Annotated in this window: 9 protein-coding genes; 8 read left to right on the top strand and 1 reads right to left on the bottom strand. The window is 36.1% G+C overall.

Features of this window, described 5'->3' with window-relative positions; all coding sequences use genetic code 11:
- Window positions 1-43 precede the first annotated feature (43 nt).
- The 3 genes from QWY91_RS13875 to QWY91_RS13885 are packed head-to-tail and all read left to right on the top strand — an operon-like array spanning window position 44 to window position 3,992.
- Window positions 44-1,732 (top strand): RagB/SusD family nutrient uptake outer membrane protein, encoded by a 1,689-nt coding sequence (locus tag QWY91_RS13875; RefSeq protein WP_290236067.1) that lies wholly within the window; start codon window positions 44-46, stop codon window positions 1,730-1,732.
- A gap of 23 nt (window positions 1,733-1,755) precedes the next feature.
- On the top strand, window positions 1,756-2,514 hold the full coding sequence (locus QWY91_RS13880; protein ID WP_290236069.1) for an SGNH/GDSL hydrolase family protein: 759 nt from the start codon (window positions 1,756-1,758) through the stop codon (window positions 2,512-2,514).
- Window positions 2,514-3,992 carry an SLC13 family permease gene (locus tag QWY91_RS13885; RefSeq protein WP_290236070.1) on the top strand — a complete coding sequence of 493 codons (1,479 nt, stop codon included), beginning with the start codon at window positions 2,514-2,516 and terminating at the stop codon, window positions 3,990-3,992. Before QWY91_RS13880 ends, QWY91_RS13885 begins: the two co-directional genes overlap by 1 nt.
- A 689-nt stretch (window positions 3,993-4,681) precedes the next feature.
- Here the strand turns inward: QWY91_RS13885 and susR are convergent.
- Complete coding sequence (gene susR / locus QWY91_RS13890; protein ID WP_290236072.1) at window positions 4,682-6,304, bottom strand: SusR family glycan utilization regulator; 1,623 nt, start codon at window positions 6,302-6,304, stop codon at window positions 4,682-4,684.
- 304 nt (window positions 6,305-6,608) lie between these two features.
- Here susR and QWY91_RS13895 point away from each other — a divergent pair, with 304 nt between their 5' ends.
- The 5 genes from QWY91_RS13895 (at window position 6,609) to QWY91_RS13915 (ending at window position 15,897) form a co-directional block, all read left to right on the top strand.
- The gene (locus QWY91_RS13895) at window positions 6,609-9,629 is read left to right on the top strand and encodes a SusC/RagA family TonB-linked outer membrane protein (protein WP_290236073.1); all 3,021 of its coding nucleotides are present in this window, start codon (window positions 6,609-6,611) and stop codon (window positions 9,627-9,629) included.
- Between the two features lie 5 nt (window positions 9,630-9,634).
- Window positions 9,635-11,131 (top strand): RagB/SusD family nutrient uptake outer membrane protein, encoded by a 1,497-nt coding sequence (locus QWY91_RS13900; protein WP_290236075.1) that lies wholly within the window; start codon window positions 9,635-9,637, stop codon window positions 11,129-11,131.
- A gap of 10 nt (window positions 11,132-11,141) precedes the next feature.
- Window positions 11,142-12,206: a SusE domain-containing protein gene (locus tag QWY91_RS13905; protein WP_290236077.1), complete on the top strand. Its 1,065-nt coding sequence runs from the start codon at window positions 11,142-11,144 to the stop codon at window positions 12,204-12,206.
- 15 nt (window positions 12,207-12,221) lie between these two features.
- The gene (locus tag QWY91_RS13910) at window positions 12,222-13,601 is read left to right on the top strand and encodes an alpha-amylase family glycosyl hydrolase (protein WP_290236080.1); all 1,380 of its coding nucleotides are present in this window, start codon (window positions 12,222-12,224) and stop codon (window positions 13,599-13,601) included.
- A 133-nt stretch (window positions 13,602-13,734) separates the two neighbouring features.
- Window positions 13,735-15,897, top strand: coding sequence for a glycoside hydrolase family 97 protein (locus QWY91_RS13915; RefSeq protein ID WP_290236082.1), 2,163 nt, complete (start codon window positions 13,735-13,737; stop codon window positions 15,895-15,897).
- Window positions 15,898-16,011 lie beyond the last annotated feature (114 nt).

The following is a 16,011-nucleotide window of genomic DNA, read 5'->3' on the forward strand; positions in this document are numbered from 1 at the left end:
TATATAAGGGAAAATTAATATATAATTTTAAAAAAAACTTAAAATGAAACTACTCAAAAATTTATTTTTAATCCTTCTTTTCAGTATTTGTATATCCTGCGATGAAGAAGAGTTCTTAACTGAAGAACCCAGAGACGATATATATGCCGATCAGTTGTACAAGGACTATGAAGGATTTCAAATGGCTCTTAATGCTTCCTATGCGTTGGTAAGGGAAGAGTTTTCCTCAACACCTAACACTTCTTTAGCAACACAGGTCTATATGTTATCCGGAACAGACATTGCCTGGAGTCCCAATACAAGTGGCACGGATTCAGATTGGTTAAACTGGAGTACTGATTTATCTCCCGATAACGATGCAATAGAAGACATTTTTATGTGGTTATCCCGAGAAATTAATTCTGTCAACAAAATAATTGCCAGAGCCGAAAATCCTGATATAGACTGGCAAGGAGCGGATGAAAATGAAGATCTCAAAAGGAAGAACGAAATTATTGCCCATGCTCGTTTATTAAGAGCCTGGGCCTATAGGCATCTTACCTATCTTTATAATGATGTTCCTTTAAATCTAGACGAAATTGACGGATCCAATTATAAGACTGATTGGGAAAGAAAACCAGTTGCTGAGGTGAGAGCTCAGATGATAGAGGATTTAATTTTCGCAAAGGATCATTTACCGTGGCGATACCCTAATCCGAGCAGAGCTAACAAAGCAGTAGCCATGCATTATTTAGCAGAAACCTACTGCGCTATGAACCAGTATGAAAAAGCCGTTACTGAAGCTATGAACGTTATAAATAATTCTAACTATTCATTGGTAACAAGCCGTTTTGGAGAAAATGCTTCCAATCCTGGAAATCTTTTTATCGATATGTTTCGTGAACCTTTTTATGCAAGCGGGAATACAGAGACTTTATGGGGTTTTTTAAATATTGAAGAGGATGTGAACCCTGAAGGAAACTTCCCTAACCGAATTAGAGATCAATATTATTCCTACTATAGTAATGCTGCTCCTGTAAAGAACTATATGAATAATAATAACGTCTCTACAGATAATCAGTTGAAAGTATATGTATACAATGGCGGAAAAGGAGCACAAAGAGCGGCTATAACCCCGTGGGCATATGACTTATATGAAAGTGAAGATATAAGATCAGATGAATTTTCAATGGCAAAATATATCACTTTTCCCAATTTGAATAATTCCTCAGAAGTTGATACACTCCTTTATACCCATACCACCATTTTTGAAGATCAGTTTTTTCAGACTGAAAAGGAAGAGGGAACCGGAGGCGCAAGTGCTGAATGGCCTTTCACAAAGAAGTGGGATTATGTCAACCTCTCCGATCCTAAAGGGGTGAACTCTTACAATGATTTTATATACCTAAGATTAGCCGAAACGTATTTAGTATTAGCCGAAGCGCAATTGGGGAATGGAGAGCCAGAAGCTGCCCGTAAAACTCTAAATATTTTAAGAAATAGGTCCAGCGCTTCTGAATATACCGGTATGGTAGACATAGATTTCATTCTAGATGAGCGCGCTAGAGAGCTCTTTGGTGAAGTGCCCAGAAGGCATGCATTAATTAGGACAGGTAAATTTTTAGAAAGAGCTAGAGCCCATAATAGGTACATGTTTTACCACCTAAAAGATTATCATGTTTTTTGGCCCATACCTCAATCCGTTATAGACTCTAATACGGGATCTACTATGGAGCAAAACCCTGGTTACTAATTTAACTTTCAAAAATTTCAAAAATGAAACTTCTTAAAAAAGGAATTTTAATAATCTTTTTAATACCTATTTCTCTTTTTTCTCAAATTGAAGAGCCCCATAAAGTGCTGATGGTTGGTAATAGTTTTACTTATTTCTGGAATATGCCTCAAATGGTTGAAGCCATGGCAGAACATCAGGATATAAATCTTGAGACTTCGCAGTCTACAGTTGGAGGAAGCAACCTGGAACAACACTGGAAAAAACAAAAAGGTACTCAAACCAGAAAGATTCTTGATAAAGAGAAATTTGATATTGTGGTATTACAGGACCATAGCATGAGTACCATCGAGGCTCCTGAAAGGTTTACAACTTACTCGACTAAACTTATCGACCTTATTAATGAAAATGACGCAAAACCATTGCTTTCTATGACCTGGGCTTATGATTCTAACCCGCTAATGCAGGAGGGTATTAGTTCTTCTTATATAGAATTGGGAAGAGAAACAGGTGTAAAAGTGGTTCCAGTCGGGACTATCTTTATGCAGGCTCAAAAAGCAAGACCAAATCTTAAAATATACTTTGATGATAAGCATCCTTCTTCTGATGGATCTTATCTAATAGCCCTTATTTATTACAAGTATTTAACTGGCAATTCGGTGAAGGATATTCCAAACCGCCTAGTAACAGAAGATTCGGAAGGAGACCAATTATACCTAAGTTTTGTGCTACCGGAAACCGGAGTATTTCTAAGGCAACTAGTGGATGATTTCGATATGGAATCGTTTAAAAAAGCACATTAATGAAGGTAGGTAAAAATATATTTTTGATCCTTGGGCCAGTCCTTTTTTTAGTCCTTCAAAGCATTGGTGGTCCGAAAGGAATGCCAGAAACCGCTTATGATGTACTATGCGCTACGATTTGGATTGCATTATGGTGGGTGACAGAAGCAGTCCCTATAGCTGTTACCGCCCTACTTCCCATAGTTTTGTTTCCATTAACAGGAGCTCTTGATCTTTCAACGACAACAGCTTCTTATGGCCATAAATATATCTTCCTGTATATGGGAGGATTTATTCTGGCTATTGCAATAGAAAAGTGGAATCTACATAAACGCATGGCACTTCATATTATAAAAGTTATTGGAACCAATGTTAAGAACATCATTCTCGGCTTTATGGTAGCGACCGCATTTTTATCTATGTGGATATCTAACACAGCTACTTCAGTAATGATGCTTCCAATTGGGATGTCTATTGTTTCGCAGTTAAAAGATAATCCGTCTACAAAAATGGATGAGAATAAGCTCTTTGGTAAAGCTCTGATGTTGAGCATTGCTTATAGTGCATCTATTGGTGGTATTGCTACCTTAATTGGTACTCCTCCTAACCTGGTATTTGCAGGTTATATTCAAGAGGTCTATAATATTGACATTTCCTTTTTTCAATGGCTTAAATTTGGACTTCCTATTTCTATCTTACTACTTTTGATTGCCTGGTTCTATATAACACATGTAGCTTTCAACTTTAAACAAAAAGAATTTCCGGGAGGACAACAGGAAATTGATCGGCTTATTACTGAATTAGGACCAATGAAGCGGGAAGAAAAAATTGTCCTGAGTGTATTTGTAATAACGGCAATATGCTGGATTACAAGGTCTTTTATTCTGGAAAAACTTCTACCGGGGATAGATGATACAATTATCGCTATAATTGCTGGAATTACAATTTTCACTTTAAATTCAGGCAAAGAAGGCAAACCTATTATAAATTGGGAAGAAGCTGTAAAAATACCTTGGGGAATTATATTACTTTTTGGAGGTGGTATGGCTTTGGCCTCAGGATTTCAGGTTACCGGACTTGCAGAATGGTTTGGTACTCAAATGACTTTACTTAATGCCTTGCCATTATTATTGCTAATTCTAATTGTCATATTCAGTGTGAATTTTATAACAGAGCTTACTTCAAATCTGGCAACCACAGCAATGCTTTTGCCAATTCTGGCTCCTATTGCTTTAAAGTTAGATTTGAACCCTTATATGCTTTTAGTATCAACAACGGTTGCGGCATCATGCGCATTTATGCTACCTGTTGCCACACCACCAAATGCTGTAGTATTTGGTTCAGGATATCTTAGAATACCAGACATGGTCAAAACTGGGATTTGGATGAATTTAATATCTATTCTGATTCTTACCACGGCAGTTTATTTATTATTACCGTTTGTATGGGATTTTGACCCCTTAGGATACAATGAAAAATTTATTACCCAAAAACCATAATCTAGTTCAATTCTCTCAAAATTAATAGGTAATGAAAATTATTATAAATCTAATCTAGGGTACTTTTAAGTTATAGTGTTTTGGTCTACATTTTCTCGGTTTTCCCGGCTTATTTAAATGATGAACTAATATAACCGATGATGGAGTCCTGAGATTGCTAAGACAGAATATTGGTGAAGATGAATTTATGAATGGACCTGAAAAATATTTCGGTAGAATCTCCATCAACACTTATCTTCTTCAATATCCTTAATAGTTTTACTCGGGACTAGTGGAGACATAGATTTTACCGCTGTAACTACTTATACTCAAGGTTCAGCATGTATTTATCCAATTTGCAAATTGATTAGCCATGAGGTTGTTTAAAAATTGAAAAAATGTTTAGGCAACCTCTTTAATAGTATAATGAAAAAATTGAATATAGTATTCGAATCCTAACTATTACAGTTGTATATTAATTTCAATATAGGGCACTATGCAAATGCCATATTTAATTCTACTGAGTTTAAAGATTTTCTTTCAGAATAAAATAATATCTATTTGATTTAGGAGTTTTTATTAATTACATACTTTGTAACATAGGAAGCAATAGACCTACCTTATATTTCATTTTAAAAATTATTGTTGCGAATCTTTATTACAACTTATACTAAATCTAATATTTCTAAAACGATAAAAAACTATAAATGTTATAATCTCTTTATCTCCATTACCTTTTGTTCAAAGCTTTCTCTGTAGTTGGAGCTGCTTTTAAGCCTTGTTTTGTATGAATAAACTGTGGATAGAGAAACATCTAGAAAATCTGCAATTTGTTTATTGTCTTGGATGCCTAATCTATATAGAGCAAAAATTCTTAATTCGGTATTTAACAGCTCTTCTTTTTTTAAATTTCTTTGTTGATCTTTAGGAAAAAGTTTATTAAAGCTCTCTATAAAGTCAGGAAATAATTGTAGAAAAACTTCATCAAACTGATTGAATAGTGCTACCCTTTCTTGTTTTACACTATAATTTTTCATCATTTTAAGTAGTTCATCTGATTTTTTGGTTTGAATTCTTAAAATAGTGGTTTTTTGTAAACTTTCTATTTTGCCAATGAGATGTGAAGTTATGCGTAGGAAATAGGTAATATAATCCTGCTTTATAGTATCAGATTCAAGCAAACTAAGATTTACTTTTTTTAAGCGTTCATTATTTTTTGCCAATTCCTTTCTAGCAATTTTCTTTTCCTTTAGCTGTTTGAAGGTTAAGGCTATAAAAATTAATGTTATTAAGGTTAAGAATGCAAGCAGATATACTGTTGTGCGTAAACTTTCATTTTTTTGTTCTACTTTAAGAAGCTGAGCACTTTCAATTATGGGAAGAATAGAGGATATTTGGTTCTTTCGATGCCGGGCATCGTAAAAATTTGCATCATCTAGAGCAATTTTTACATAATAGTTAGCTTTTTTTAAATATCCTTTTTGAAAAAGTTTATCCGCTAAATTTCTTAAAGCAGTATTTTCTTTAGTAGCACTTTTTATATCTGAAATTGCTGCAAGAATAAGATATTTATTGGCCAAGTTATCATTTCCTAACCGGTCGTATATATAACTAAGGCTAGATGTAGCGATAGCATATAGGTTAGGATTTAAATCAAAATTTTCAATCCATTTGAGATATGAAGTTTCTGCTCCCTTCCAGTTTTGTTCCTTAAGTTTTATCAAACTTTTTGACTGCCAATATCTTGAGGAATTAGCAGTGCAGTATTTGAGAGATACCTTTAATAGAGCTATTCCTTTTCTAACATAATCTAATTGAAACCTTTTATCGTCATTGTAATCGGCAAGGTCAAAATATAATCTAGCATATGTATAATAGTATTGGTATTTGTCTTTTTCAATTAGTGTTTCGGGGCTTATAATTTGAAGTGTGTCGGCAGCTTCTTTAAAGAGGCCGGCGGAAAGCAATATAAATCCTTCATTGATTCTTGAATGAGCCAATTTGCTGCTATCTTTTATTCTTATTGCTAAATTTTTTGCATTCGTTAAGAAATAATATGCGGAATCATATTTATACGATTCATACTCTTTGAATAACTCAAGATTTGCTTTATAAATATTGGTGGAATCTCCCAGTAGCTGTTTCCGTTCAAGGTCTTCTTTTAATAAATTAATTCTTTGATCTTTTTTCTTTTCATATTGTTCTCTATCTATAACCATCTTATCCAAATCACTATAACTGAGTGAATCTATCTTCTGTGCATATGTTGATGTACAAAAAAGGAATAGTGATAAAAGGAAGAAGATTTTAGAAATTTTGGTTTTAGCGCCCATATTTTATGAAATGGATTTTAAGAAGTTTATTATTTGAGAATTTAACAATAATAGGCAATAAAAACTTAAAACATTACGCGCGTGCCTACTTATCAAGCTTTATTATCACTTGATTTTTCTATACTGTAAAAATATATAAAATACTAATAAACAGTTTTATATGTGTTTTTTTGAAGTTGAAAATACTTGATATTTTATGGAACAATATAATAGAAAGAATACCCCCTTTACATTTACAATTAATTAACCGAAAACGTTTTCATAAATTTTTTATCAGGTTTACTATCAAATAAAAATAAATTCTATGCAGCAAATTTTACAAGAAAAAGTTCTGCCCAATATCACTTCATTAATTCTGAATTCATTCTCAATTCTATTTGGATTGGCAATTATGTTTTGTACTGGACAGGCAGAGGCAACTCCAATGAAGGATCTTATCGGCAAGAATATTCAGTACACTATATCTGGAGAAGTGGTAGATTCTGAGGGATTACCCATTCTAGGGATCAACGTTGTTGAAAAGGGTACATCAAATGGCACCATGACAGATATAGATGGTCTTTTTTCCCTTGAAGTTGATTCGGAAAAAGCAATTTTGGTTTTCTCTAGTATTGGTTTTGAAACTCAGGAAATTCCAGTTGAAGGCACACAAAATATTAAAGTTACCATGCAGACTTCCGTTGCTGGATTAGATGAAGTTGTTGTTGTGGGATATGGAACTTCTACTAAAAGAGATGTAACAGGTGCAGTAGCAAGCATCTCCGATGAAGAATTTAACCAGGGAGCTATTACAAATCCCTTACAGCAAATTTCAGGAAAGGCTCCCGGGGTAAATATTAATCAGGTAGGGAGTGAGCCCGGCTCTACACCAAGTGTTAGAATAAGGGGAATAACTTCTCTTATAGGTGGAAATGATCCTTTGGTAGTTGTAAATGGTGTTCAGGGCAATATGGATTTGCTTAACCAGATTCCACCTAACGAAATTCAATCGGTAGATATTTTAAAAGACGCTTCCGCAACAGCTGTTTATGGTTCCCGAGGTGCTCCTGGGGTAATTATTGTTACTACCAAGAAAAATAAGAGGGGAACTTCTACACTTGAATATTCTTCTACTGCTTCGATAGATGTTCTTTCCAACGAATTGGATGTATTAGATGCAAATCAATGGTGGGAACAAGCACAGCGTTATGGTGTTCCAGCTTCAGCCAATCACGGTTCCAGTACCGATTGGTACGATATACTTACTCAAACGGGATATACTCAAAATCATACGATATCTTTTGGAGCAGGTACCGATACTTTCAATTATCGGGCTTCTGTAAGTGCGATTTTACAAGAGGGTGTAGTACTTAATTCTAACAGCGATAAATATATAGCCAGGCTCTCCGCAAATCAAAAAGCTTTGGATGAAAGGTTGGATATCACCTTGAATATCAATACAGGAATTCTTGAAACAAGTAATAGCGTACAAAGTATAGGTAATGCGGCTTTTACTTCAAATTTGATTACTAACTCTTATTTTTTAAGACCAACAGATCCTGTTTTTGACACTGATGGAAGTTATTATACAGATCCTAATGTTTTTGAATATTTAAATCCTTATGCTGTGGCTCAAACTACGGTAGATGAACGAGAGAATAACAACCTCTTTGTAAGTTTGAATGCAGATTTAGATGTATACAAGGGCATAACATTAGGATGGTTTGGTAGCTGGAGAAAAACCAATAATACTGTCGGATTCTTTTTACCTGTTGAATCGACAGATGCCAATGCTATAAATCAAAATGGGTTTGCCAATATTAGTAATAGCAGGCAAGATGAAAAACTTACTAATCTAAGTTTGTCTTATGAAAATACTTTTGGGGAACATAAGCTAAACGCTTTGGCACTTTATGAGTGGCAACAACAATCCTATCAAGGTAATTATGGACAGGCACGCGGTTTCTTCAATAATGAAACAACTTACAACTCATTACAATCTGGCGACCTATCTGATGTAAGATCGGGAGATATTTCTTCTTATAAAAATGATCGTAGCCTGGTTTCATTCCTGGGTAGGTTAAACTATACTTTAAAAGATAAATACTTGCTTACCTTAAGTTATCGTAGGGATGGTTCCTCGGTTTTTGGAGAGAACAACAAGTGGGGAAATTTTCCGGCAGCCTCTGTCGCCTGGAGGATTGATGAAGAAGATTTTATGCAGAATGGCATATTCAATCAACTAAAATTAAGGGCGGGTTATGGAATTACAGGAAATCAACAAGGTCTAATTCCGCAACAATCGCTGTCCCTGGTAAGCCCTGGAGGGATTACTTATTTTGGAGGGGAGCAAATACGTAACTTTGAAATATCCCAGAACTCTAACGAAGATTTGAAATGGGAACGAAAAAAACAAACCAATATCGGAGTAGATTTCAGTTTAATCGATAGTAGGCTAAGTGGTTCACTCGATGCTTATACGGCAACCACCGATGATTTATTATTTAATTATACAGTTCCTCAACCTCCATTTCCTTATAACACGGTGGCTGCTAATGTAGGTAGTATAAGAAATCGTGGGATAGAACTTGCATTAAACTACGATTTTATAAGGAATAATGATGTGACCTTAAGCCTGGGAGGTAATATGTCATTGCTTGATAATGAAGTCCTTAATTTGAGCGGTAGTATTGAAGGAGTTGAATTGAATACCGATTTTGTTCCCTGGGGAACTAACTCTTATTTGATCGAAGGTCAGCCTGTTGGGACATATTCTATTCTACAGCACGAAGGTATAGATGGTGTAGGAGCTGAAGTTGTGAGAGATATCAATGGTGATGGAACCATAGACCAGGGGGTAAGAAGTCCAGATAGGCAAATAGAAGGCTTAGCTTTACCAACCTATAATTTTGCCATCAATCCAAGATTTAGATACAAAGATTTTGATTTTTCAATGCTTTGGAGAGGTTCCGGTGGAAATAAAATTTATAACGGCTTAAGAAGAAATTTGAGTTTGATGGAAAGCTTAGGTAATGCCAATGTACTGGAAAGCGCTGTCGATTTAGATCTGTTTACCTCTCAGTATAGTTCAAACTTATGGCTGGAAGATGGAGATTTTGTTAGACTGGAAAATGTAAATGCCGGCTATAACTGGCAGTTGGATACTTTTAAGTATATAGAATCAGTAAGATTTTCCATTACTGGAAATAACTTGCTGCTGATTACAGACTATTCCGGAATAGATCCAGAAATCAATTTCAGTGGAGGTAATGGTTTTGGCGGTGACTTCGGAATTTATCCGAGAACTACAAGTGTCGCATTAGGTTTACAAGTAACATTTAAATAAGACTTATGAGAAAATTATATATAAAATTAGTCGGATTATTTGTGATTTCAGTTTTATTCTCCTGTACAGGGGATGTTGAAGAACAAGTTTATGATAAATATCAAGCTGATGAATTTTACTCCTCTACTGAAGGTGCCGATGTTGCACTGGCTGCAGTTTATGCCAATGTAGCCGGTAATTGGGGTGGTGTAGGTTATGCCGGTGCCGATAATGGATGGTATGATCTAAACAGTATGAGTGCAGATGAACAGGTAATTCCCCATAGAACAGATGGAGCCTGGCAATTAGATTTTGCAAGACTTTATAAACACGAGTGGTTGCCTACAGATTTAATTGTAAACAATACCTGGAACTGGCTTTATGAAGCAATCTTTAGTGCAAATCTTGCCGTAGAACAACTGGAAACTGCGGGAGCAGCTCCATCAAAAATAGCTGAAGCCAAAGTATTAAGATCATTCTTTTATTATTTATTGATGGATGATTATGGGAACGTCCCATTCTATACAACCAATGATGTTACAGTTGAAGAACTGCCACAGACAAGCAGACAGGAGGTTTACGATTTTATTGTTGCTGAATTGCAAGAGAACGTTCCAAATTTATCAGAGACAAAAGGTGGAGAGTACTACGGAAGGTTCAATAAGTGGGCCGGATACGGGCTTTTAGCTAAAGTTTATTTAAACGCTGAAGTTTATACAGGTACTCCACAGTGGCAAAAGTGTGTTGAAGCAATTGAAGAATTGGAAACTGGTGGGTTTTCTTTACATCCTGGATTAGCAAATGAGGCCAGTCCTAATGGCTATCAGTACTATGAATTATTTGGAGATCAGCTTCCAGGTGATGAAACTATTTTGGCAATGTTTGCTACGGCCAACGTAGTATCCAGAAATATTTTCACTATTAGAAGTTTAAGTGGCCCTCACGCCATGGAGCTATTCGGTGTGAGTGGCTGGAATGGATCTATCGTACCTCAAGAGTACTATAATAACTACGAAGATGGAGATATAAGGAAAGAACAGTTTTTACTAGGAGAGCAGCCAGGAGGGGTAAGTTATAGTCCACAGGTGAATTCATTAGATAACCCTGGTGCTGATCCTTTCGCAGGCGTAAGAAATATAAAATTTTATCCCGCTACACCTTTAGATGGGGGGGGAGCTTCCAATGATTTCCCAATATATCGATATGCCGATTTTATGTTAATGAAAGCAGAATGCTACATCAGGTTGGGTAATTCAGGAGCAGCCAAACCATTAGTTGATGCTATACGGGAACGCGCTGGACTTTCAGCGCTGGATAGCGATCCAACCTTGGAAGATATTTATGATGAAAGGGGTTTTGAGCTAAACTGGGAAGGCCATAGAAGACAGGATATGATTAGGTTTGGAACTTTTCTGGAAGCCAATGAATTTAGAGGTGCATCAGAAAATCATAGGAAATTATTCCCAATACCTACTTCGGCGTTAGATGCTAATCCTAATTTGCAACAAAACCTTGGTTATTAAAAAAAAGATTATGAAGAAGTATTATAAAATTTATTATTTACTATTTGCCATTTTAGGCCTTGGATTTATCTCTTGTGAAGATGATGCAGATTTAACCTATTTACAGGAAGTGAATTTTACAGCCACTCCGCAAGTTTCAGCGAATTCCCTAATGCTGGAGCAAGAGGCAGCAAATGAACCTGCAATTAATATTTCCTGGAGTGAAGTAAGTTTTCCTATAGAAGAAGCTCCGGTAAACTATAGCTTACAATTTGCAACTCCGGCAGATACCCTGGGGGAAACAGCGTGGGGAAATGCAACCAGTATGACGGCTGGGGATGATGTGCTTAGTAAGGAAATATCTGTAACAGACCTAAATGAAATGGTAAAAGATTTGGGCCTAGTAGCTGATGAGGAGGGAACTATTGTGTATCGCGTTAGGGCTTATGTAGACCATCCGGTTTTTTCAAAAGCTGGAGTATTTCAGGTAACTCCCTATGATCAGGTTTCAAGTAGTGCTTCCATATATGTTCCCGGGGCATATCAGGGATGGGATCCTGCAACTGCGTCTAGTCTTAAAGAAACTGCTACAACAGGAGTATTTGAAGGAATTATTGGGTTTACTGATCCAGCAGCATTGGAGTTTAAATTCACCATAGAACCTAACTGGAATGAGAATTACGGAGGTGATGACAATGGTAATCTTGTTTTTGATGGAAATAATTTATCAGTACCATCTGTTGGGTCTTATAAGATAACCGTAAACTTTAATGAAATGACCTGGATGGCCGAACCTTATTCCTGGGGAATTATTGGTCCCGCTACTCCCAGTGGTTGGGACAGTGATACTGATATGATATATAACAACGAGGAAGAACTTTGGGAGTATACAGGAGAATTGATGTCTGGAGCTTTAAAATTTAGACTAAACGATGAATGGACTATAAACTATGGCTCCCGAAATAGCACTGACTTTATTGCATACTTAGATGATCCCGGTGCTCATGACATTTCTTCTGCTGGTGTTTATCGGGTTACATTTCAAATAGACGAAGAAGATAATAGTATGGCATATTATACTATAGAAGGACAATAAAATGATCACTTATTTATGAAAAATACCATGTATATAATTTTAGCAATTTTTATCTCAGTTTTTACTACGGGTTGTAATAATAACGATGATAACTTGAATGACCAAACTGATTTTGGATACGAACAGTATGGAGAAAATTTCGATAATGTACCCGACCCTGAGGATGCTGTAATTTATCAGGTAAACTTGAGGGCTTTTAGCGAAGAAGGAACAATAGACGCAGTGACGCAACGCCTAGATTATATAAAGGAATTGGGCGCCAATGTTGTTTATTTAATGCCAATTTATCCTGTTGGTGTAGAAAACTCTGCAGGAGGGCTGGGTTCCCCTTATGCCGTAAGGGATTACAAAGCGGTGAGTTCAGAATTTGGTTCCCTTGAAGATCTGCAAACCCTTGTCGAAGAGGCACATAATAGAGATATGGCTGTGGTTTTAGATTGGGTGGCCAATCATACCGCCTGGGATAATGTTTGGGTTACAGAACATCCGGAATATTACGAAAGGAATGAGGAAGGAAATTTTATGCCCCCAACTGGTACAAATTGGAGTGATGTTATACAACTTGATTTTGAAAATCCTGAACTTCAGAATGCCATGATCGATGCTATGGCATACTGGGTTTATAATGCCAATATTGATGGCTTTAGAATGGATGCAGCAGATTATGTACCTGAAGGCTTTTGGACAGATGCTGTTACCGAAATCAGAGGTATAAAAGACCAAGAGATGTTAATGCTGGCTGAAGGTGGAGAACAAAGGCACCTAAGATCTGGGTTTGATTATATTTTCGGGTTTAATTTTTTTGAAACCCTAAAAGAAATCCACGAAGGCGCACCTGCAAGTGAGGTTCAAATAACTCATGCAGAAGAATACCAGAACGTCTATAATGACATTAAAAGAGTGGTGCGTTATACCACTAACCATGATGTAAATTTAAGCGATGGCACTCCTCTTGAATTATTCGGAGGCATAGAAGGCTCAATAGCTAATTTTGTAGTGGCAGCCTATATGAAATCTGTTCCTATGATTTATAACGGACAGGAAATTGGTTATGATCAACGATTGCAATTTTTTACTCAAACACCTATTGACTGGTCTTCAGGCGATCAGCAGGTTTTTGATGAATATCAGGAAATTATAGATTTTAGAAAGAATAGCGAGGCACTTCAGGAAGGTGAATATAAAGGATATAGTAGTAATGATATGGTTGCCTTTACTATGGAAAGTGAGGAAGAAACAGTTCTAGTGCTCTCAAACATTAGAGATAAGGAAACCGGATTTTTAATTCCCCAAAATTTGCAGGGGGAGTGGCAAAATGTTTTTGAAGGTTCCACACAAAATCTTGAAGGTCAAATTAGTCTTCACTCGTATTCATATTTGGTATTAAAAAAGTAGTTTGGATTACCTAATTTTTGGTTGCCTGATTTATGATATCATTCTGAATCAGGCAACTTTTTATATAATCCAAGCCTCTAAAATAATGTTTTAAATAATCTCTAAAAAGAAATATATACTTTAAAAATTAAAGATGACTGTAAATAAAATTATCAGCAAAATCTCTGTCACATTAATTTTGGCGCTAATTAGCTTCACGTCTGAGCTTAAATCTCAAGAGTTGAAATCACCCGATGGTAAATTAATTTTGAATTTAGAGCTAGATTCCAAAGGAACTCCAAAATATGCTTTAAGCTATAAGGGAAAATCCGTAATAGAGTCTAGTGATTTGGGATTACAAATTAAGAATCAACCTTCTATGATCGAAGGTTTTGAAATTGAAGAAACCGAGAAGAATCAAGTAGATGAAAGTTGGAATCCGGTTTGGGGAAAACAAAAAACCGTTAGAAATCATTATCGAGAATTAAAAATTAAATTGGTTCAACCTGAACATCAAAACAGATATATCTATTTACGTTTTAGGCTGTTCAATGATGGTCTGGCATTTCGGTATGAATTTCCCAAACAAAACACACTCAATTATTTCGTTATTGAGGAAGAGATTACCGAATTTTCCCTGGCAGGAGATCATAAAATTTTTTGGATCCCGGGAGATTATGATACTCATGAATATTCATATACCACATCAAAGATTTCGGAGATTCCCGAAAAGATGGACGGGGCTACTGTAAATATTAATGCCCAAACCCCTATAGAAAACCTGGCTATTCAAACCCCTTCTATGATGAAGACTGATGATGGCTTGTATATAAATATTCACGAAGCAGCATTGACAAATTATGCTGCCATGGATCTTAATGTGGATCCTGATAATTTTGTTTTTAGCGCTCATCTTGCTCCTGATGCCGTGGGTAATAAAGGATATATGCAAACCAATACCACAACTCCCTGGAGGACTATCATAGTAAGTGATGACGCTACGGATGTGCTGGCCTCTAATATGATAATAAATTTAAATGAACCTACGGAGTATGAACATACCTCTTGGATTACCCCGATGAAATATATCGGTGTTTGGTGGGAATATTTTGTGGAAGGCAAGAGTACCTGGGCTTACGGTACTGAAACTAATGTGAAGCTTGACCAGGATTTTAATAAACTGACTCCAAGTGGTCGACACGGGGCTAATACAGCACACATAAAAGAATATGTAGATTTTGCTGCTAAACACGGCATGGATGCAGTATTGGTAGAAGGCTGGAATATAGGTTGGGAAGATTGGATTGGAAACTGGAAAGAAAATGTTTTCGATTTTACCACTCCTTATCCGGATTTTGATGTGAAAGAAGTCAATGACTACGCTCATTCTAAAGGAGTTAAAATTATGATGCATCATGAGACTTCAGCTTCAGCAACGAATTATGAAAGACGTTTAGACCGAGCATTCGAATTCATGAAGGAATATGGCTATAATTCAGTTAAGACTGGTTATGTTGGTCAAATTATCCCCAGGGGAGAGCACCATAAAGGGCAATGGATGGTAAATCACTTTATCCATGTAGCTAAACGGGCAGCAGATTACGAAATTATGATCAATAGTCATGAAGCAGTGCGTCCAACTGGGTTACATAGAACATATCCTAATTGGTTAGCGCAAGAGTCTGCGCGAGGAACAGAATTTGAAGCTATGGGAGGTCTTGCGCCGGAACACGCTAGTATTTTAGCATTTACACGTTTAATTGGTGGTCCTATGGATTATACGCCTGGTATCTTTCAAACAGATCTATCTTACTATGGGGATAATCAACAACGCGTAAATACAACTTTAGTCAAGCAACTTTCGTATTATGTAACGATGTACAGCCCTTTACAAATGGCAGCTGATTTACCTGATAATTACGAAAGATTCCCGGATGCTTTTCAATTTATCAAGGATGTGGCAGTCGATTGGGATAATAGTTGGTATTTAGAAGCCGAGCCAGGAGATTATGTTACTATTGCCAGGAAAGCAAAGAACAAATATGAATGGTTTGTAGGAAGTATGACTGATGAAAACGAAAGGGAAGCAACAATTGATTTTAGCTTTCTACCGGAAGGAGAAAATTTTGTCGCTACCATATATGCTGATGCTAAAGACGCCAGCTGGGACCAAAACCCTCAAAATTACACTATTGAAACAGTTCTTATAAGCTCAGAAACTATTTTAGATAAATTTATAGCCAGAGGAGGCGGTTTGGCCATCAGCATAAAGAAAGCAACGGAAAATGATTTTAACGAATTAGACATTATAAAATAATCGATTAATAATTTCTACCAATTGAGGGTAATAGGATATATTTCTATTACCTTTTTTTACTTAGGTTATCTTTGCAGAAATTTTTCATAGAATCCTAAGGGTTCAAAAACTCGT

This window comes from Zunongwangia endophytica, assembly GCF_030409505.1.
GTDB lineage: Bacteria > Bacteroidota > Bacteroidia > Flavobacteriales > Flavobacteriaceae > Zunongwangia > Zunongwangia endophytica.